The organism is Azospirillum sp. INR13, assembly GCF_015390205.1.
Classification (GTDB): domain Bacteria; phylum Pseudomonadota; class Alphaproteobacteria; order Azospirillales; family Azospirillaceae; genus Azospirillum.
This window is the reverse complement of the sequence record NZ_VUOI01000001.1, coordinates 224150-242143: the sequence shown is the minus strand read 5'-3', so window position 1 is coordinate 242143 and position 17994 is coordinate 224150. Positions and strand designations below refer to the sequence as shown.

Annotated in this window: 16 protein-coding genes and 1 pseudogene; 11 read left to right on the top strand and 6 right to left on the bottom strand. The window is 69.3% G+C overall.

All coding sequences use genetic code 11. From position 1 onward, the window contains the following. The first annotated feature begins 27 nt into the window (after positions 1-27). Positions 28-1230, top strand: a complete 1203-nt coding sequence (locus F1643_RS01200) for an aspartate transaminase (RefSeq protein WP_194909958.1) — start codon at positions 28-30, stop codon at positions 1228-1230. Between the two features lie 111 nt (positions 1231-1341). On the opposite strand, the gene F1643_RS01195 is transcribed toward F1643_RS01200, so the two are convergent. After that, positions 1342-3381 carry an elongation factor G gene (locus F1643_RS01195; protein WP_194909957.1) on the bottom strand — a complete coding sequence of 680 codons (2040 nt, stop codon included), beginning with the start codon at positions 3379-3381 and terminating at the stop codon, positions 1342-1344. A 645-nt stretch (positions 3382-4026) separates the two neighbouring features. Between F1643_RS01195 and F1643_RS01190 the strand changes: the two genes are divergently transcribed. The 3 genes from F1643_RS01190 (at position 4027) to F1643_RS01180 (ending at position 6952) form a co-directional block, all read left to right on the top strand. Then, positions 4027-4509 carry a cache domain-containing protein gene (locus F1643_RS01190; protein WP_194909956.1) on the top strand — a complete coding sequence of 161 codons (483 nt, stop codon included), beginning with the start codon at positions 4027-4029 and terminating at the stop codon, positions 4507-4509. 65 nt (positions 4510-4574) lie between these two features. After that, entirely contained in the window at positions 4575-6287 is a 1713-nt protein-coding gene (locus F1643_RS01185; RefSeq protein ID WP_194909955.1) for a methyl-accepting chemotaxis protein, read from the top strand. 197 nt (positions 6288-6484) lie between these two features. Next, complete coding sequence (locus tag F1643_RS01180; RefSeq protein WP_149223921.1) at positions 6485-6952, top strand: Dps family protein; 468 nt, start codon at positions 6485-6487, stop codon at positions 6950-6952. A gap of 98 nt (positions 6953-7050) precedes the next feature. On the opposite strand, the gene F1643_RS01175 is transcribed toward F1643_RS01180, so the two are convergent. After that, the gene (locus F1643_RS01175) at positions 7051-8697 is read right to left on the bottom strand and encodes a sensor histidine kinase (protein ID WP_194909953.1); all 1647 of its coding nucleotides are present in this window, start codon (positions 8695-8697) and stop codon (positions 7051-7053) included. A gap of 172 nt (positions 8698-8869) precedes the next feature. On the opposite strand from F1643_RS01175, the pseudogene mtnA reads away from it, so the two are divergent. Continuing rightward, positions 8870-9961, top strand: a pseudogene (gene mtnA, locus F1643_RS01170) (S-methyl-5-thioribose-1-phosphate isomerase). 26 nt (positions 9962-9987) lie between these two features. Here the strand turns inward: mtnA and F1643_RS01165 are convergent. Continuing rightward, positions 9988-10191 (bottom strand): hypothetical protein, encoded by a 204-nt coding sequence (locus F1643_RS01165; RefSeq protein WP_194909951.1) that lies wholly within the window; start codon positions 10189-10191, stop codon positions 9988-9990. 138 nt (positions 10192-10329) lie between these two features. Beyond that, a complete protein-coding gene (locus F1643_RS01160) occupies positions 10330-10587 on the bottom strand; it encodes a hypothetical protein (RefSeq protein ID WP_194909949.1) in 258 nt (85 codons plus the stop codon). Positions 10588-11028: 441 nt separating this feature from the next. On the opposite strand from F1643_RS01160, the gene F1643_RS01155 reads away from it, so the two are divergent. Further along, positions 11029-11307 (top strand): hypothetical protein, encoded by a 279-nt coding sequence (locus tag F1643_RS01155; RefSeq protein ID WP_149223926.1) that lies wholly within the window; start codon positions 11029-11031, stop codon positions 11305-11307. A gap of 67 nt (positions 11308-11374) precedes the next feature. Here F1643_RS01155 and F1643_RS01150 read toward each other — a convergent pair whose 3' ends face one another. Both F1643_RS01150 and F1643_RS01145 read right to left on the bottom strand, forming a co-directional pair. Continuing rightward, the gene (locus F1643_RS01150; RefSeq protein ID WP_149223927.1) at positions 11375-12145 is read right to left on the bottom strand and encodes a hypothetical protein; all 771 of its coding nucleotides are present in this window, start codon (positions 12143-12145) and stop codon (positions 11375-11377) included. A 62-nt stretch (positions 12146-12207) separates the two neighbouring features. Further along, positions 12208-13350, bottom strand: coding sequence for a Do family serine endopeptidase (locus tag F1643_RS01145; protein WP_206692225.1), 1143 nt, complete (start codon positions 13348-13350; stop codon positions 12208-12210). Positions 13351-13608: 258 nt separating this feature from the next. Between F1643_RS01145 and F1643_RS01140 the strand changes: the two genes are divergently transcribed. From F1643_RS01140 to F1643_RS01120, 5 genes are all read left to right on the top strand, one after another. Further along, positions 13609-14574, top strand: coding sequence for a hypothetical protein (locus tag F1643_RS01140; protein WP_194909947.1), 966 nt, complete (start codon positions 13609-13611; stop codon positions 14572-14574). 6 nt (positions 14575-14580) lie between these two features. Beyond that, positions 14581-15855, top strand: a complete 1275-nt coding sequence (locus tag F1643_RS01135; RefSeq protein ID WP_194909945.1) for a pentapeptide repeat-containing protein — start codon at positions 14581-14583, stop codon at positions 15853-15855. A 295-nt stretch (positions 15856-16150) separates the two neighbouring features. After that, positions 16151-16432 carry an integration host factor subunit beta gene (gene ihfB, locus F1643_RS01130; protein ID WP_012972825.1) on the top strand — a complete coding sequence of 94 codons (282 nt, stop codon included), beginning with the start codon at positions 16151-16153 and terminating at the stop codon, positions 16430-16432. Positions 16433-16481: 49 nt separating this feature from the next. After that, entirely contained in the window at positions 16482-16877 is a 396-nt protein-coding gene (locus F1643_RS01125) for a lipopolysaccharide assembly protein LapA domain-containing protein (protein WP_194909943.1), read from the top strand. A 370-nt stretch (positions 16878-17247) separates the two neighbouring features. Next, positions 17248-17928: an ornithine cyclodeaminase family protein gene (locus F1643_RS01120; protein WP_370540424.1), complete on the top strand. Its 681-nt coding sequence runs from the start codon at positions 17248-17250 to the stop codon at positions 17926-17928. Positions 17929-17994: the final 66 nt, after the last annotated feature.

Here is a 17994-nt window from a genome sequence, read left to right as displayed (position 1 = left end):
TCCATAGCCCTGAGGGGGCCCATCGCCATGTCGATCATCGCGTCCCGCCTGTCCCGCATCAAGCCGTCGCCGACCATCGCCGTGACCAACAAAGCCCGCGAGCTGAAAGCGGCCGGTCGCGACGTGATCGGCCTGGGTGCCGGCGAGCCGGATTTCGATACCCCCGACAACATCAAGGCCGCCGCCATCAAGGCGATCGAGGCCGGTGACACCAAGTATACCGCGGTGGACGGCACGCCGGCCCTGAAGAAGGCGATCTGCGCCAAGTTCGAGCGCGAGAACGGCCTGAAGTACACGCCCGACCAGATCACCGTCGGCGTCGGCGGCAAGCAGGTGCTGTACAACGCCCTGATGGCGACGCTGAACCAGGGCGACGAGGTCATCATCCCGGCCCCCTACTGGGTCAGCTATCCGGACATGGTGGAACTGGCGGAAGGCACGCCGGTCTTCGTCTCCTGCCCGGCCGAGCAGGGCTTCAAGCTGCAGCCCGCCGACCTGGAGAAGGCGATCACGCCGAAGACCAAGTGGCTGATCCTGAACTCGCCGTCGAACCCGTCGGGTGCCGCCTACACCCGCGCCGAGATGAAGGCGCTGACCGACGTGCTGGTCAAGCACCCGCATGTCTGGGTCATGACCGACGACATGTACGAACACCTGCTGTATGACGGCCTGGAGTTCGTCACCCCGGCCCAGGTCGAACCGTCGCTGTACGACCGCACCCTGACCGTCAACGGCGTGTCGAAGTCCTACGCGATGACCGGCTGGCGCATCGGCTATGCCGGCGGCCCGAAGGATCTCATCAAGGCCATCGGCGTCATCCAGAGCCAGTCGACCTCCAACCCGACCTCCATCGCCCAGGCCGCCGCCGTCGAGGCGCTGAACGGTCCGCAGGACTTCATCAAGGAGCGTGGCGAGGCCTTCCGCCAGCGCCGCGACCTGGTGGTGTCGATGCTGAACCAGGCCACCGGCATCAGCTGCCCGAAGCCGGAAGGCGCCTTCTACGTCTATCCGTCCTGCGCCGGCACCATCGGCAAGACGACGCCGGACGGCAAGGTGATCGAGACCGACGAGGATTTCGTCACCTACCTGCTGGAGTCGGAAGGCGTCGCCGTCGTCCAGGGGTCTGCCTTCGGCCTCGCCCCGCACTTCCGCATCTCCTACGCGACCTCGACGGAAGCGCTGGAAGAGGCGTGCAAGCGCATCCAGCGCGCCTGCGGCAACCTGCGCTGACCGCACCGCCGCGGTGACTGAGTAAGGAAAGGGCCGGCGCCGCAAGGGTGCCGGCCCTTTTCGTTTGAGAGTTTGGACGGTCCTGTTCTTTTCCCCTCGCCCTCCGCCCGCCTATAGCGCCGCCAGCATGTCCTTGCGGATTTCCACCGCGCGGTCGGCGGCCTTGCCCACCACCTCCTGCAGGCGCTCGAACTCGGCGCTGTAGCTGCCGACGCCGAAGGTCAGCGACCGCAGCTCCACGATCAGATCCTGCATGTCCGCCTGCGGCATGCACGCCTTCACCTCGTCCCAGCCCGGCCAGCCCGGCCGCGCGTCGAAGCCCAGAAGCTGGCCCCGCCGGCCGCTGACCAGACGCTGCACCTTGGGCGTGAAGGCGCTGGGCACCGCGATGGTGACGGTCAGGATCGGCTCCAGCAGCACCGGCTCGCAGGCCGGCAGGGACTCGGCCATCGCCTGCCGCGCCACCGTCTTGAAGGCCATGTCGGAACTGTCGACGGCATGGAACTGGCCACCGGTCAGCCGCACGGCGAAGTCGACCACCGGGAAGCCGAGCGGCCCGCGGACCGACGCCTCGCGCACGCCGGCCTCCACCGCCGGGATGTACTGGCGCGGCACGGCGCCGCCGACCACCGCGTCCTCGAACTGGATGCCCGATCCGCGCGGCAGCGGGCGGACCTCCACATGGATGTCGGCGAACTGGCCGTGGCCGCCGGTCTGGCGCTTGAAGCGGGCGTGATGGCTGGTGCTCTTGCGGATCGTCTCCTTGTAGGGCACCTGCGGCGGCTGGCCCTTCACCGCGACGTTGAAGCGGCTGCGCAGCCGGTCCATCGCCAGCTTCAGATGCACGTCGCCCTGTCCCCACAGAACCAGCTCCCCGGTTTCGGGCGACTGGTCGAGCGTCAGGGACGGGTCCTCCTCCCGCAGCTTCTGCAGGGCGGCGGACAGCTTCACCTCGTCATTGCGGTTCTCGGCGCGCAGAGCCAGCCCATGCACCGGCGGGGCGGCGGCCGGCCAGTCGGCGGGCGGGCCGAGATTGGCCTTCTCGGTCAGGCGGTCGCCGGTCGCCGCCTTTTCCAGCCGGCCGAGCGCCACGAGATCGCCCGCCACCGCCTGCGGCACCTTGGTCTGGTCGCGGCCGAACAGCTGGAAGATGCCGGACACCCGCTCTCCGCCCAGCGTCATGCCATCGGTGACGGTGCCGCGCCAGATGCGGGCAAGACTGAGCTTGCCGGCATGGGAGCCCACCATGGTCCGGACCACCTGCGCCGCCACCGTCGCATCCGACGGGATATCGATGCGGGCGGCGGTGACGCCGACCTCCGGCCCGTCATGGCGCAGGGCCTTCAGCAGGCGGCGGATGCCGTTGTCGTTCTCCGCCGATCCGAAGAAGACCGGGACGATCAGGTCGTCGGCCAGCTCGTGCGCCAGCGTCTGGTACAGCTCCGCGCTGTCGGGGGCCATGTCCTCCAGCAGTTTTTCCAGCAGGGCGTCATCGAAGTCGGCGGCCGATTCCAGCATCGCCTGCCGCGCCTCCGCCTCCCAGTCGCGGACGCTGTCGGGCAGGGCCACCAGATCGGACGGCTTGTGCGGGTTGAAGCGCCAGGCCCGTTCGCTGACCAGATCGACCAGCCCGGTGATCTGGCCGTTCTCGCGCAGCGGCACCTCGCGCAGGACCAGCTTGCGGGCCGAGACCTCCTGATAGGCGGCGACGACGTCGCGCACCCGCAGGTCGCCCAGCGTGTCGATCTTGTTGATGAACAGCAGATGCGGGATGCGGTGGTCGTCCAGCACCTTGAACAGCGGGGCCAGCAGGACCGCCTTCTCCGGCGCCGCCTCCGCCACCACGATGGCGATGTCGGCGGCCATCAGCGCCGCCTGCGCCTCGCCCGCCAGCTCCACCGAGCCGGGGCAGTCCAGGATCGACCAGCGTTCACCCAGGTAATCGAAGGAGGCGACGTTCAGCTCGGTGCTCATCGACCGGGCCTTCGCCTCCGGCGAATTGTCGCCCACGGCGTTGCCGTCGCGCACGCTGCCCTTGCGGGTGACGGCCCCCGCCGCGAACAGCAGGCTTTCGAGCAGCGTCGTCTTGCCGGCGAGATAGGGGCCGACCAGCGCCGCGCAGCGCGCCGTCCGGATTTGCGTATGCGGCATTCACACCTCCCGTGGAAGCTTCTGGCCATTCCGGCCGTTCTAGGAGGGGCCGGGCTGCCGGGCCGCGCCGGGGATGGGGCGCTGGTGCCGGCCGCCGTGGCGGCCCGTTCGCGTGTGGCACTAGACAGGCACATCCGGGTGGGGCGGCGGGCGGCGGCGGACGGGTGCGGGTATGGCGCATCGGGTCCGGGGCCGGCGGAACGCCCGCATCGGACTTTCGATGCTCCACCCGAACGGCGCGGCTGTCGATGGAAAAAAGGGGCGGCAAACCGTCACGCAGCCGCTGTCTGCGCCGGGGATTCGGCAGCGCAGGCACGGCAGGGGAGGGTGCATTCAATGCGTCGATAGGCCGCATCGGTTTGCGGCAGCCATGCCAATTCCGGTGCCGATCGGTGGTTTGCGCGGCTAAGGCGTTCAAATTAAAAGAATTGCGTCTCAAGGATGTTTTAGAATGAGATTTGCCTTCAATATTGCTATGTTGCAATGCGATATGACCGCGACGAAATGGAGCGGACAAATGCATGAAACCTTCTGCTAGTAGCTTGATCCGAAAATGGCTGCGCGCAAATGCGACGACGGCCGGACGACAATCGACGGGCCGCCCGGCATCCGCCGGCAGGCCGCCAGTCCTTGGGGAAAATGCACATGCGCCTGTGGTTTCGTTTGCTGGTGGCCGGCCTGATCGTCGCCGGGACTGCCGTTTCCGCCCCGCTGTCCACCCCCGCCGCGGCACAGGGGGCCAATCCGACGCAGGAGGACGCGAAATCCATCACCCTGAAGGCGGCGGACCTGATCGCCGCCCAGGGGTTGGACGAGGCCGCGAAGGTCTTCAACGCCGACGGGCCGTTCAAGTACGGCGAGATCTACGTCAACGTCATCGACTTCGCCGGCGTGTGGAAGGTCTATCCGCCGCGTCCGGCCGGCGTCGGGCAGAGCGTCATCAACGTCAAGGACCCGGATGGCCGCTTCATCGTCCAGGACGTGCTGGCCGTCGCCAAGGACAAGGGCGAGGGCTGGGTCGAGTACCGCTGGCTGAACCCCGCCAGCAACAGGATCGAGCCGAAGATCACCTACGTGAAGCGCGTGCCCGGCCAGGAGCTGGTCGCCTATGTCGGGATCTACAAGTGACGACGGCAAGTGACGGCCGCCGCGTGACGCGGTGACCGTCCGGCGACGCTGAGGGGGGAATGAGGATGAGCGGCGGTGTCATTGCGCGTCTGTCTGGCCTGTCGGTGGCGGGCCGGGTGTTCGCGGCGCCCCTGATGGGGATCGTCCTGACGGTGGCGGCTCTGGTCCTGGCCGACCGCGAGTCGGAGCAGGCGCTGACCGCCGTGGACGGCATCCACAGCGAGGCGGCGGAGCGGCTGGGCCGCGTCGACCGGCTGGTCGCCATCGCCTATGTCATCCACAGCGACGTGTCGCGGCATCTGGCCCTGTCCGGGTCCGGCATCGAGGAGGCGAAGCTCCAGGCCATGCGCGACGCCATCGCCGCCAACCTGGGCAAGGCGCGCACCGCAATCGCGGAATTGCGCGCCCTGCCGCTGGCCGAGGCGGAGCGGGCGATGCTGGACGAGGTGTCGGTCCGGCTCGGCGCCTATGCCAAGGCTGTGGACGAAATGAACCAGATGGCGGCCATCGACCGCCTGATCGGCATCCCGATGATGGCCCATACCGACGCCCAGTTCGCCGCCCTGACGGACAAGGTGATGGAGACGCAGGCCGCCATCGGCCGGTCCACCGCCGCCGCCACCCAGGCCACCCGCGACGCCACCGCCGCGGCGCGGCGCGACTTCGCGCTGGTGATGGGCGGGCTGCTTCTGGCGATGATGGCGGCCGGGCTGGTGCTCGCCCGCTCCATCACAAGGCCGTTGCAGCAACTCTCGCGCACCACCACGGAACTCGCCGCCGGCAAGCTGGACGGCGTGGTCGAGGGCGGCCGGATGCGCAACGAGATCGGCACCATGGCCCGCGCCCTGGAGGTGTTCCAGACCAACGCCCGCGAGGTGGAGCGGCTGACCGCCGACCAGCAGCGCCAGAAGGCGGAGGCCGAGGCGGAGAAGCACCGCGCCATCCATGAGCTGGCCGAGCTGTTCGAGGCCCGCGTGTCCGAGGTGGTCCAGCAGGTGGGGGCCGGCGCCCATCAGGTGCGCAGCAACGCCGCCGGCATGCTGGAGCGCGCCGACGGCGCCACCCGGCAGGCCGCCACCGTCGCCGCCGCCAGCGCCCAGGCAGGCTCCAGCGTCCAGACCGCCGCCGCCGCGACGGAGGAGATGTCGGCCTCCATCGCCGAGATCGGCGCCCAGGTCCGCCGATCCTTCGACATGGTGCGCGGTGCCGTGCGGGCGGTCGAGGAGACCAACGGCCATGTCGTCGGCCTGTCGGACGCCGCCCACCGCATCGGCGAGATCGTCGGCCTGATCAACTCCATCGCCGCGCAAACCAATCTGCTGGCGCTGAACGCGACCATCGAGGCGGCGCGGGCGGGCGAGGCCGGCAAGGGCTTCGCCGTGGTGGCAAGCGAGGTGAAGAACCTCGCCAACCAGACGGCGAAGGCCACCGAGGACATCGGCACGCAGATCGCCGCCATGCAGCAGGTGACCGGCGCCGCCGTCGCCGCCATCCGTGGGGTGGGCGAGACGGTGGTCGGCATCGACGAGATCGTCGGTTCCATCGCCGGCGCCATGGAACAGCAGGCCGCCGCCACCGGGGAAATCACCCGCAACGTGCAGGAGGCCGCCGCCGGCACCAGCGACGTTTCCCGCACCATCGCCACCGTCTCCGCCAGCGCCGGCGAGACCGGCACCGCCGCCGGCGAGGTCCTGCGCGCGGCGGAGCTGCTCGACGGGCAGGCGGTGACGCTGAGCCGCGAGGTGAAGCACTTCATCGGGCGATTGCGGGCAGGGTGAGGAGGGCGCCGGTCCTGCCACTCTCCTTTCGTTGGTCTGCCTTGTCTTCCGCGAGGGTTGCCCGCGAAGTTTGGTCGCATCAGCCTTGAAACCATTCGCCCGCGCCCAAGCTGATGTCCCGGACGGCGGGTTGGGGGCCGGTGACGGCCGTGCCAACGCCGGGGTATGATGCAGGACCCAACAAGAAGGATCGAAAGATGAAGATCGACATCGGGATCTCGGACGCAGACCGCAAATCCATCGCCGAAGGGCTGAACAAGGTTCTGGCCGACACCTTCGCGCTGTATATCAAGACCCATTCGTTCCACTGGAACGTCACCGGGCCGATGTTCAACACGCTCCACACCATGTTCATGACCCAGTACACGGAGCTGTGGACCGCGCTGGACGAGATCGCGGAGCGCATCCGCGCGCTGGGCTATCCGGCGCCGGGCAGCTTCTCGCAGTTCGCGGAACTGGCCTCGATCAAGGAAGAGGTCGGCGTTCCGAAGGCGAACGACATGATCCGCCAGCTGGTCGAAGGCCATGAGGCCGCCGCCCGCACCATCCGCAGCGTCTTCCCGGCGGCCGAGCAGGGCAGCGACGAGCCGACCGCCGACCTGCTGACCCAGCGCCTGCAGATCCACGACAAGACCGCCTGGATGCTGCGCAGCATGCTGGAGTAGCCGCGGGGACGATTGTCCGACGCGCCGTTAACGGAAAGGGCCTCCCCGTCGGATGGACGGGGAGGCCCTTTCCGTTTGAACTCGGGCCGCTTCTTGCCCTACGCCGCGTTCCGGGCCTGCTGGCGCACCGGCAGGTTGGGGATGGTCAGGGTGAAGATGGTGCCGCCGTCGCGCTCGATCTTCAGGGTGGCGCCGGCCTGATGCGACAGGGCCTGCACCAGGTTCAGGCCGAGCCCGCTGCTGGCGGCGCCGCGGCTGGGTCGCTTGTGCTGGCTCGGCATGCCGGCGGGCAGGCCGACGCCGTTGTCGCGCACGATCAGCCGCATTCCGTTTTCTTCGCGCTCCAGCATCACGCGCACGGTGCCGGGATGGCCGTGCGGGAAGGCATGCAGCAGCGCGTTCGACACCAGTTCGCTGGTGGCGATGGCCAGCGGCGTGGCTCGGTCGGCATCGACGATCCAGTCCTGCGTCTCCAGCTCCAGCCGGGCGGCGGTCGGGTTGTCGGAACGGACCAGCCCGTCGCACATCTGGCGCAACGCGTCGGCGAAGTTGATGTGGGCCGGCTCGTCGGACCGGTGGAGCAGTTCGTGCAGCAGGCTCATGGTCTGGATGCGACGCAGGCTTTCGTCGAAGCCGCGGCGGGCATGTTCGTCGATGCGGGCCGCCTGCAGGCGCAGCAGGCTGCAGATGACCTGAAGGTTGTTCTTCACCCGGTGCTGGACCTCCTTCAACAGCACCTCCTTGTCGGTCACCGCGGCCTCCAGCTGGGCATTGGCACGCTCCAACTGGGCGGTGCGCTGGTGGACATGCTCCTCCAGCGTGTCGTAGGCGTGCTGAAGAGCGTCCTCCGCCTCGCGTTCGCGCCGGGCCCGCTGGATGGCGAGCGCGCCGATCACCGCCACCGTGGCGCAGGCCGCCGCAGCGAAGGCGGCGTAAATCCACAGCCTCTCCGTCCAGCGCTGCAGAACGCTGCCGGTGGCGATGGTCACCACCGCCGACAGGCCGGTGTCGCCGATCGGGCGCGTCACGGTGATGTCGTCGGCATGGCTGGCCGTATCGTCGTCGCCATTGCGCCCACCCATGGTGCCGCCACCCTCCGGCTCGCGCAGCAGCGGCGTGCCGTCCGACTTCAGGAGGGAGATGCTGTGGCCATAGCCGACGTCGAGCGCGCGGTAGACGTCGCGGAAGGCGCGCGCGTCCAGCCCGGCGACCGCCCAGCCGCGCGGCGTGTTGCCGGGAAGCGGCTGTGCCAGCGTGACCACCGCCCGGCCGCCCATCCGACCGTCGCCGATGGCCCGGCCATCGGGCATCAACGCCGGTGCGGCGGCGGGCGGCGCATCCGGCAGGCTGGACAGGCGCAGGGCGCCGGACGGGTCGCGGATCTCCAGCCCCACGACATGGGGGGCGCTGGCCGCCAGCAGGGCCATGCGGTCGCGGGTCGCCTGGTCGTCGGGCAGCGGCGTACCGGCCGCGCCGGCCAGAGTCGCCGTCTGGGTCAGCAGCAGGTCGCCCGACTCGATCAGCCGGGCGGCATGTTCCGCCGCCAGCAGTCCGATGTTGCCGGCGACTCCGGTCGCCTGCTGCACCGCCTCGTTGCGGTCGCGCCAGGCGAAGACGGCGGACAGCCCGACGGTCAGCAGAACGGCCGCCGTGCAGGCGATCAGGACCAGCGCCGAACCGGGCAGCCGGTAGAGCGGGGAGGATTGGGAACGCAGCGCGCGCAACGGCATCGTGTCGGAAACCATGTGGGGGTGCGGCCATTCATGCTTGGCCGGAAACGGTAACACCGTCCGGCGGGTGACGGTTCCGCCGAACGCTACCCGTGTTGAAGCGGCAGCGGCCACCACCTATTGTGAGGTGCCGACAAAGTCATCCTGCTTTGTCGGGTGTAACGGCAGGTAGCTGGAGGATGGTGTTATGCGGATCGACGGGACGGCCTATCGCACCATCTGGCCGGAAGGCGGGGGAACCGTCGCCATCATCGACCAGACCAAGCTGCCGCATGATTTCGCCGTCGTCCGCCTGACCAGCCTGGAGGAGGCCGCCCACGCCATCCGCGCCATGCTGGTGCGCGGCGCCCCGCTGATCGGTGCCGCCGCGGCCTATGGCGTGGCGCTGGCCCTGCGCAGCGACGCGAGCGACCGGGGGCTGGAGCGCGCCTGCGCCACCCTGATGGCGACCCGGCCGACCGCGGTCAACCTGCGCTGGGCGCTGGAGCGCATGCGCGGCCTGCTGGCGCCGCTCCCCGAGTCGCAGCGCGTCGATGCGGCCGAGGCGGAAGCGGCGGCCATTGCCGACGAGGATGTGGAGATCAACCGCGCCATCGGCCTGCATGGCGCAGCATTGATCCGGGCCGCGGCGGAGCGCAAAAAAGCCGGGCGAGCCGGTGAATGTGTTGACCCACTGCAATGCCGGCTGGCTCGCCACGGTCGATTGGGGCACGGCGCTGGCCCCGGTCTATGCAGCCTTCGAGCAGGGCATCCCGCTGCATGTCTGGGTGGACGAGACGCGCCCGCGCAACCAGGGCGCCAGCCTGACCGCCTGGGAGCTGAAGCACCACGGCGTTCCCCACACCGTCATCGCCGACAATGTCGGCGGCCATCTGATGCAGCATGGCAAGGTCGACCTGTGCATCGTCGGCACCGACCGCACCGCGGCGACCGGCGACGTCTGCAACAAGATCGGCACCTATCTGAAGGCGTTGGCCGCGTACGACAACGGCGTTCCCTTCTATGTCGGGCTGCCGTCGCCGACCATCGACTGGACCATCGCCGATGGCGTGCGGGAGATTCCCATCGAGGAGCGCGACGGCCGCGAGGTCAGCGAATTGACCGGCCGCACCGCCGATGGCCGGATCGAGACGGTGCGCGTCACCCCGAGGGCAGTCCGGTCGCCAATTACGCCTTCGACGTGACGCCGGCCCGGCTGGTGACCGGCCTGATCACCGAACGCGGCGTCTGCGCCGCAACGCGCGACGGGCTGCTCGGGCTGTTTCCGGAACGGGCGTAGGCCGGACAGGGGGGGAGGGGAAAGCGTCAGCGGCGGTCGGAGAGCAGCCGCCGCCACAGCGGCTGCGGCATGTCTTCCGCATTTTTGGCATCGAGCCACTGGTCCGCCAGCTCGCGGACCTGCCAGTCGCCGAGGAAACGTTCGCAGTCGATGGCGGTGTAAAGGCGCACGCGCTTTTTCCCCAGCCTTTCGAAATAATCCAGCGTTCTTTGGCGGTCGATGTCTTCCATGGGCCCCAATGAAACGGAGATTGTGGACGGTCCATACCGGATGTTTGTCCGCACTCCGGATATTGGAAGAAGCCCCCTGCCCGTGCAACTGTCCCTTCGTCGCGGTTCCATCCCCCGGAAGGGGTGGAGCCCGTCCCCCTATCGGGAGTCGGCATCGAGGCGTCCGGTATGGACCACGACATCCGACAGCGGAATGCCGGCCTGCGAGGCTGCCCGCTCCAGAGACTGGCGGTCGGGCCAATAGAGGCGGCCGCCGGCCTCCGTCAGCACTCCCTGCCGCTTGATCACCCACAGGCCGCTGAACGCCATCTCGATGATTCGGCCCATCGGTCGGGCTGTAGACCGGTCCCGATCGGGTGGACGGGCATCGTCATGGTGCTTTTCGTTGAACGTCATCTCTGCACTTCCCTGTGCCGGCCTTTCTTTGCGTGGCTTCGACATGCCCGCGCAACGAGCCGATCTCTGTCTCCCCATGAGCACGATGCTTCAGAGGGAAAGCAATGTCCTAACCAAGTCGCGCCGGAATTTCATTCGGAAAGTTGTAATTATTTGTTGTCTAAGGGAAGCAATCCGAATGGTCTTACCACACCTTTCGGTAACCATATTGAAAACAGGGAAAAAGGGTCGTTTTGGCTCCGGGAAATCTTGCCGTCCATTCCCCGTCGTCTTTGAAAATCATTCTTACGCAAACGACGTGAGTCTCGCCGAACGGGTAGCGCCGTTACCCCGAAATGGTCACAGCAACGCCCGGCGCCGCTCACCAAACATAAGCATGGCCGCAGAGGGAGCCTGGGAAGGGCACCCGAAGGCCACGCCTGTGTTTGAAGGAAAAGAGCGATGAAGACGACCATGCGGACATTCACCGCCAGGGCCACCACCAGGGCCACCACCGGAGCGATGGCGCTGCTGATCGGTGCGACCCTGCTCGGCGGCTGTTCGAACCTGAACCACCGCGAAAACCGTGCCCTGACGGGCGGAGCGATCGGTGCGGCCGGTGGTGCCGCCATCGGTGCGGTCACCGGCGGCAGTGCGGTCTACGGCGGACTGCTGGGCGGTGCCGCCGGCGCTGCTGTCGGCGCCCTGACCGCGGAGGACGGGAAAAAGCATCGCCGCTGAGGCATCGACGGTGAGCGGCCGAAGGGCGGTACTCCTGCTCCCCTCTGCCGCTCACTCGTCCTCGCGCTCACTCGTCCTCGTCGTCCTCGAACTGGTCGAGGCTCAGCGACCGGACCTCGGTGCTGGGGTTGGGGGCCGGCGGGGCTGCGGGCGGCATGCCGGCGGGCCGGGGCGCGGCCGGCCGGGCGACGCTGCGGCCGGCGGGCATATGGGCATTGGGGCCCTTCAACGGACTGTTCAGCGTGCCGCGCGGGCCGATGCTGGGTTCGTCGCCGAAGTCGGGCAGCGGCGGGATGCGGTCCATCACGCGGCGGATCAGGGCGGCGATGCGGTCGGTCTCGGCACGCAGGGCCTGCCCGCGCTCCCCCTCATAGAGCGGATCGTCGAGGAACTTGCGGATTTCCAGGACGCCGCGCAGCTCCACCCCGCACATCTCGTGGGTGCCGATGGGCAGGGCCTTCACCCGGGCGAAGCTGGAGAAGAAGCCGGCGCTGCCCTCCACGAACTGGACCACCATGCGGGCGTGCAGACGTTCCAGCGCGGTGGTCATGGGATCGATCAGATCCTCCATCTCCTCCGGCGCGGCATCCAGCCGTTCCTGCGTCAGCGCCGCCAGCGCGAAGAAGTCGCGCACCCGCCGGCTGAAACGGCGGTAGCGGGCCAGCCCGCCGACCGACACCCGCTCGCGCGCCGTCTGGGCCAGCTCCGCCGACTGCTTCAGCATGGCGTCGAGCCGCATCAGCAGCGTCGCGATCTCGCGCTGGCGCTGGGCGGCGCTGCGGCCGGGCGTGGGTGCCGGCGGGGCGGCCGGGCGGCGGGGTGGGTTGGAACGCATCATGCCGGTACGGGGTGGCTCCTCTGCTGTCCGCGACCCGGCGCCGGGCCTCTGCCGGTCAGGCCCTAGCGCTGGGTGCGGACGGTCACCGACTTTTGCCCGCCCCCGCGCACCACCGTCAACTGCACCGGCGTGCCGACGCGCAGAAGACCGATGCGATTGCGGAAATCTGTGGCGCTGCGGATGGCGCGGCCGTCGACCGCCACCACCACGTCGCCGCTGCGCAGGCCGCCGCTGTCGGCGGGCGATCCGCGCTCGATCTTGGCGATCAGCGCGCCCTCGTCGCCCTTCAGGTTCAGGCTTTCCGCCAGATCGGGCGTCAGGTCCTGGATGGCGACGCCCAGTCGGCCGCGCCGCACCTCGCCATATTCGCGCAGCTGTTCCATCACCGAGCGGACGATGGTGACGGGCACGGCGAAGCCGATGCCGACCGATCCGCCGGCCGGACCGATGATGGCGGTGTTGATGCCGATCAGCTCGCCCTGGAAATTGACCAGCGCGCCGCCGGAATTGCCGGGGTTGATCGAGGCATCGGTCTGGATGAAGTCCTCGTACCCCTCGATCTTGAGCCCGCTGCGGCCGAGCGCCGAGACGATGCCGGAGGTCACGGTCTGGCCCAGCCCGAAGGGGTTGCCGATGGCGACGACGAAATCGCCGACCTTGGCGCGGTCCGAGTCGCCGAGCGGCAGGGCGGTCAGGCTCTCCGCCTTGATCTGCAGCAGCGCGATGTCGGTGGCGGCGTCGCGGCCGATCAGCTTGGCGCGCAGGCGGCGGCGGTCCTTCAGCGTGACGGCGATCTCCTGCGCGTTCTCCACCACATGGCTGTTGGTGACGACATAGCCGTTGGCGGCGTCGACGATCACGCCGGACCCGGCGCTGACCTGCGGGCGGCCTTGCGGCATTTGGTCCGGCAGGTTGAAGAAGCGGCGGAAGAACGGGTCGCGCAGCAGCGGGTTTTCCGCCTGGGGCGCCTGGCTCAGCACCGAGATGTTCACCACCGCCGGGGTCACCTGCTCCAGCATCGGGGCGATGGTGCCGCCGCCGACCGCACCCAGCGGCAGCGCCGCCGCCGCGGGCGAAGCGCCCAGCCCGACCGCGGACGCGGCCCGGCCCAGGGCCGAATCGACCGGTGCGACCAGCGCGCCGCCGGCCAGCGCAGCCATCCCGACCGCAGCCGCAAACACCACCGGACGCACCACCGCTTTCATGGCTTCTTCCTTTCTTGGAGGGGAATTTTTGTCAAAGACCGTCATCGACCGGGCTGATTTGGGACAAAAGGGAAGGGGGTTCAAGCCTGTCCGTCCCCCGGCGCTTCCGGCATCCGCCGATGATCGAATCCACAGGGAGGAATGATAGCGTGGCGGCGGCGGAAACTCCCGGTAAAGAAATTCGGTGGTATAGGACAGGGCCGGCGCAGCCCCCGGGATGGCGGGGAGGCGTGGCGGCAGGACGATGGGTTGAGCGCGATGAGCGGCGGGTCACTGCTCGAACTGACCGAGCAAGAGTATCTGCAGATGGAGGAGGCCCTGTCGCAGACGGCACGGGGCCGGGCCTTCCTGCGCATGCGCGACCGGCGCAGCCGCGTCGTCGCCTCCGACGATTTCCACCGGCTGGTCGACAAGCTGGAAACCCAGGTCGACCGGCTGAGCGGCGCCTCTCCCAGCGCCTTCACCGCCTTGGCGCCGGGCGAGGACCCGCGCATCCAGCAGGAACTGACCGCCATCACCCAGGTCGTGCGCGAGGCGCGCAGCGACATCGCCGCGCTGAAGGCCACCGACACCGGATCCAACCGGATCGAGGCGGCGACCGGTGAGTTGGACGAGATCGTCGCCGCCACCGAACGCGCCACCACCGACATCCTGAACGCGACGGAGAAGATCCAGGAAATCACCATGTCGATGCCGCGCGACGACGACGATCTGGCCGAGCGGATCGACGCGATCGAGGCGTGGTGCATCGAGATCATGACCGCCTGTTCCTTCCAGGACATCACCGGCCAGCGCACCACCAAGGTCGTCAACACGCTGCGCTACATCGAAGAGCGCGTGAACACGATGATCGAGATCTGGGGCGTCGAACGCCTGACCGCCGCCCCGGAGCAGCATCATGGAGAGGTCGCCTCGCACCGCAAGATGGGCGACACCCGTCCCGATGCGCATCTGCTGAACGGGCCGCAGCTGGGCGGACCGGAGGTCAGCCAGGACGCCATCGACGCGCTGTTCGCCAGCGTGCCCGAGGTGGCGGAACGGGCGGAGCCGCTACCGGCCGGCGTGGAGCCCTCTCCTCCTCCGCCACCCCCACCCCCACCCCCACCTCCTCCGCCCCCTGTCGCGAAGCCGGCCCCGCCGCCGCCCCCTCCGCCTGCCGATACCGGCGGCGGCGATGGCGGCGGTGCGATCTCCCAGGCCGACATCGACGCCCTGTTCGCGTGACCGGCCATGGCGCAAGACGGCAAATCCCGCATCCGCCTGACCCAGGACCAGCTCGACCGCGTGTGCGAGCGCCATGTCCGGTTCGCCGAGGGGCGCCCGAACGGCGCCCGCGCCAACCTTCCCTTCTTCGACCTGTCCGGCCTGTCGCTGGCCGGCCGCAACCTGACCGGCGCCCATCTTGCCGGCGCCATCCTGCGCGACGCCGACCTGCGCGGGACGGTGCTGGACCATGCCGATCTCTATGGCGCCGACCTGCGCGGGGCCGATTTGTCGGAGGCGCGGCTGTTCCGCACCGACATGCGCGGCGCCAACGTGCGCGGCGCCCGGCTGGACGGCGCCACCATGGTGGAGGTCGATCTGCGCGACGGCAGCATGGTCAACCGCAACAGCGCCGGCGAGCTGAAGGTGGTGGGCTTCGACCCCGGCCCGGCCGACATGGCGTCCGCCCGGCTGACCAACGCCGACATGGCGCGGGCCAAGCTGTCGGGCAGCTTTGCGCGGGCGGCCGACTTCACCAACACCCGGCTGGCCGGCGCCCGGCTGGACCGCACCGACCTGCGCGACGCCAATTTCTCCGGCGCCGACCTGCGCGGGGCGGACCTCAACGGCTCCGACCTGCGCGGCGCCATCCTGGACGGGGCCAGCCTGGACGACGGCGGGCTGGAGCAGGCGATCCGCACCGACGAGCAGGCCCATGCCGCCCGGCAGGCGCAGCCGCAGGCAGCGGCGGCCGAACCGGAACCGGAAGAGTCTGCCGCCGCCGAACTGCCGGCCCTGCCGGCCGAACAACTGGACGGCATGCTGCGCCAGCACATGATCTGGCTGGGCACCAGCGGCAAGCAGGGATGCCAGCTCGACCTGACCGGGTTGAACCTGGAGGGGGCCGACCTGACGGGCAAGATCCTGACCCTGGCGAAGGGCACAGGTGCCCGGCTGCGCCATGCCCGGCTGAACGGCGCCCAGTTGCAGGCGGCCCAGTTCGACGGCGCCGACCTGCGTTCCGCCGACCTGCGCTCCGCCGACCTGCGCGGGGTGAAGCTGGACCGCGCCATCCTGATCGACAGCCGGCTGGACGGCGCCAATCTCGGCATGCTGCTGGTCAGCGCCGGGGCCAAGGTGATGCGGGCGTCGCTGGTGCGGGCGCGGCTGGCCGGCGCCTCGCTGGCCGAGACCAACCTGAAGGGCAGCGACCTGACGCTGGCCGACCTTAGCGGCTGCGACCGCTCGTCGGCGGTGCTGGAGGGCGCCATCCTGGAGGGGACGCGGCTTGGCGGGGCCTGATCCCTTCGGCGGAGCGTTCCGACCAGCGGGATTCCTTTCGCGAAGCCGTTGATTGCTTTCAAATTTCCGTCACGATCCGTACCGGAGATTGCCGCCGCTGCCGCGGACGGCACTGTCCGCAAGAGGCGGCTTCTTCCCTGACCGGGCAGATGGAGAACTGAAAAAGGGTTGTACCGTAACGGTTTAGCGCCATGGGTGGGGCTTGACGCCTTGGCGGGCCGGTGGCACGCTGATGCTCAAGCGCGGCGCACCGCGACCATAAGCGCCCGCACCGAATGGGGGAACGTCAACGGTCATGACCAAGTCGGAACTGATCCAACGGCTGGCGGAACGCAATCCGCATCTCTACCAGCGCGACATCGAGAAGATCGTCGGCACCATCTTCGACGAGATCACGGAAGCTCTGGCGCGCGGCGACCGGGTGGAACTGCGCGGCTTCGGCGCCTTCTCCATCAAGAAGCGGGACGCGCGCACGGGTCGCAACCCCCGGACCGGAGAATCGGTTGACGTCGGCGAGAAATGCATCCCTTTCTTCAAGACCGGCAAGCAGCTCCGGGAACGCCTGAACACGGACTGAGCGCCGGGCCGGCCGTCTCTCCCCGCCGAATTTCTGAGGAACCTTCGCTTTGCGCCATATTTCCTGGATCGTCACCCTGCCGGTGGCCCTCGTCGCGATCCTGTTCGCGATCTCCAACCGCGGCATCGTGACCCTGTCGCTGTGGCCGCTGCCCTTCACGCTCGACACCCCGGTCTATCTGGCCGCGCTGGTGGCGCTGGTGCTGGGCTTCCTGGCCGGCGGCTTCATCGTCTGGAACAGCCAGCGCCGCCACCGCCGCCGCGCCCGGCGCGAGAGCAACCGCGTGCTGTATCTGGAACGCGAACTGAAAGAGGCGCAGGCCCGCGCCGCCGCCGCCGAGAAGCGGCTGGCCGAGAGCACCCGTCCGGTTTCCGGCCCGCTGCCGGGCTCCAGCGGCGGGCTGCCGGTCCCGGCCGCCGAGACCAGCGCGCCGACGGTGCATTGAGGCCGGCGTAGCCGGAGGTCGTTTTCCACCTCTCCCAGCCCGTCTCATTACGAGGGGCCGGGGGAGGGTGCCGGTCGGCGGGAGGAGGTCCCATGCGCACGGTCAGCGCCGCCGAGCTTCGGTCCGTCCTGCACCACCGCATGCTGATCGAACGGCTGCGGCAGAGTTTCCGCGCCGGCGTGGAGGCTCCGCCGCCGCATCGCCACCGGGTGGAGACCTACGGGTCCGGCGACGCCACCCTGCTGCTGGCGCCGGCCTGGCAGGTGAACCAGTCGGTCGGCTTGCGGATCGACACGGTCTTTCCCGACAATGCCGGCGGAGACCTGCGACCACCCAGGGCGTCTATCTGCTGGCCGACGGCAAGACCGGGGTGCCGCAGGCGCTGCTGGAGTCCTCCGCGGCGCTTGGCCGGCGCAGCGGTGCCGCGTCCTCGGCACTCGCCGCCTCCTATCTGGCGCGGCCGGATGCGGAGCGCCTGCTGGTGGTCGGCACCGGCCCTCTCGCGCTTGAGTTGGTGGAGGCCCACACCGCCGTGCGGACGATCCGCCATGTGCTGGTCTGGGGCCGCGACCTGCAGAAGGCCAACCGCCTCGCCGCCCGGTTCCACCGGCCGAAGTTCCGGATCGAGGCGACCGGCGACCTGGAGGGGGCGGTGCGCGGCGCCGACATCGTCGCCTGCGCCACCACGGCGCGCGAGTCGCTGATCCGCGGCGACTGGCTGCGGCCGGGCCAGCATCTGGACCTGCTGGGCGGGGTGACTCAGGAGATGCGTGAGGCCGACGACGGCTGCATCCGCCGCTCCCGCGTTTTCGTCGATTGCCGCGACCGCACGCCGGTGGAGGCGGGAGACATCGCCCAACCGCTGGCATCCGGTCTGCTGACCGCGGACGACATCGCCGGCGACCTGTTCGACCTCAGCCGAGGCGAGCGGGCGGGCCGGCGCTTCTACGACCAGATCACCCTGTTCAAATCGGTGGGCACGGCGCTGGCCGACCTCTGCGCCGCCCAGATGGCGGTGGAGATGGTTCTGCACAACGATTCCATTCGCTGAGCGGGCAGAACAGGGCCGCCCGGCATCGGGACCTGCGTCTCAGAAAGACAGGGTTACCGGCGGTCC

What these genes read in the sequence shown, in the direction of transcription:
- F1643_RS01200 (WP_194909958.1), top strand. Translation starts at nt 28, where the DNA reads ATGTCGATCATCGCGTCCCGCCTGTCCCGCATCAAGCCGTCGCCGACC.
- F1643_RS01195 (WP_194909957.1), bottom strand. Translation starts at nt 3,381, where the DNA reads ATGCCGCATACGCAAATCCGGACGGCGCGCTGCGCGGCGCTGGTCGGC.
- F1643_RS01190 (WP_194909956.1), top strand. Translation starts at nt 4,027, where the DNA reads ATGCGCCTGTGGTTTCGTTTGCTGGTGGCCGGCCTGATCGTCGCCGGG.
- F1643_RS01185 (WP_194909955.1), top strand. Translation starts at nt 4,575, where the DNA reads ATGAGCGGCGGTGTCATTGCGCGTCTGTCTGGCCTGTCGGTGGCGGGC.
- F1643_RS01180 (WP_149223921.1), top strand. Translation starts at nt 6,485, where the DNA reads ATGAAGATCGACATCGGGATCTCGGACGCAGACCGCAAATCCATCGCC.
- F1643_RS01175 (WP_194909953.1), bottom strand. Translation starts at nt 8,697, where the DNA reads ATGGTTTCCGACACGATGCCGTTGCGCGCGCTGCGTTCCCAATCCTCC.
- F1643_RS01165 (WP_194909951.1), bottom strand. Translation starts at nt 10,191, where the DNA reads ATGGAAGACATCGACCGCCAAAGAACGCTGGATTATTTCGAAAGGCTG.
- F1643_RS01160 (WP_194909949.1), bottom strand. Translation starts at nt 10,587, where the DNA reads ATGACGTTCAACGAAAAGCACCATGACGATGCCCGTCCACCCGATCGG.
- F1643_RS01155 (WP_149223926.1), top strand. Translation starts at nt 11,029, where the DNA reads ATGAAGACGACCATGCGGACATTCACCGCCAGGGCCACCACCAGGGCC.
- F1643_RS01150 (WP_149223927.1), bottom strand. Translation starts at nt 12,145, where the DNA reads ATGATGCGTTCCAACCCACCCCGCCGCCCGGCCGCCCCGCCGGCACCC.
- F1643_RS01145 (WP_206692225.1), bottom strand. Translation starts at nt 13,350, where the DNA reads ATGAAAGCGGTGGTGCGTCCGGTGGTGTTTGCGGCTGCGGTCGGGATG.
- F1643_RS01140 (WP_194909947.1), top strand. Translation starts at nt 13,609, where the DNA reads ATGAGCGGCGGGTCACTGCTCGAACTGACCGAGCAAGAGTATCTGCAG.
- F1643_RS01135 (WP_194909945.1), top strand. Translation starts at nt 14,581, where the DNA reads ATGGCGCAAGACGGCAAATCCCGCATCCGCCTGACCCAGGACCAGCTC.
- ihfB (WP_012972825.1), top strand. Translation starts at nt 16,151, where the DNA reads ATGACCAAGTCGGAACTGATCCAACGGCTGGCGGAACGCAATCCGCAT.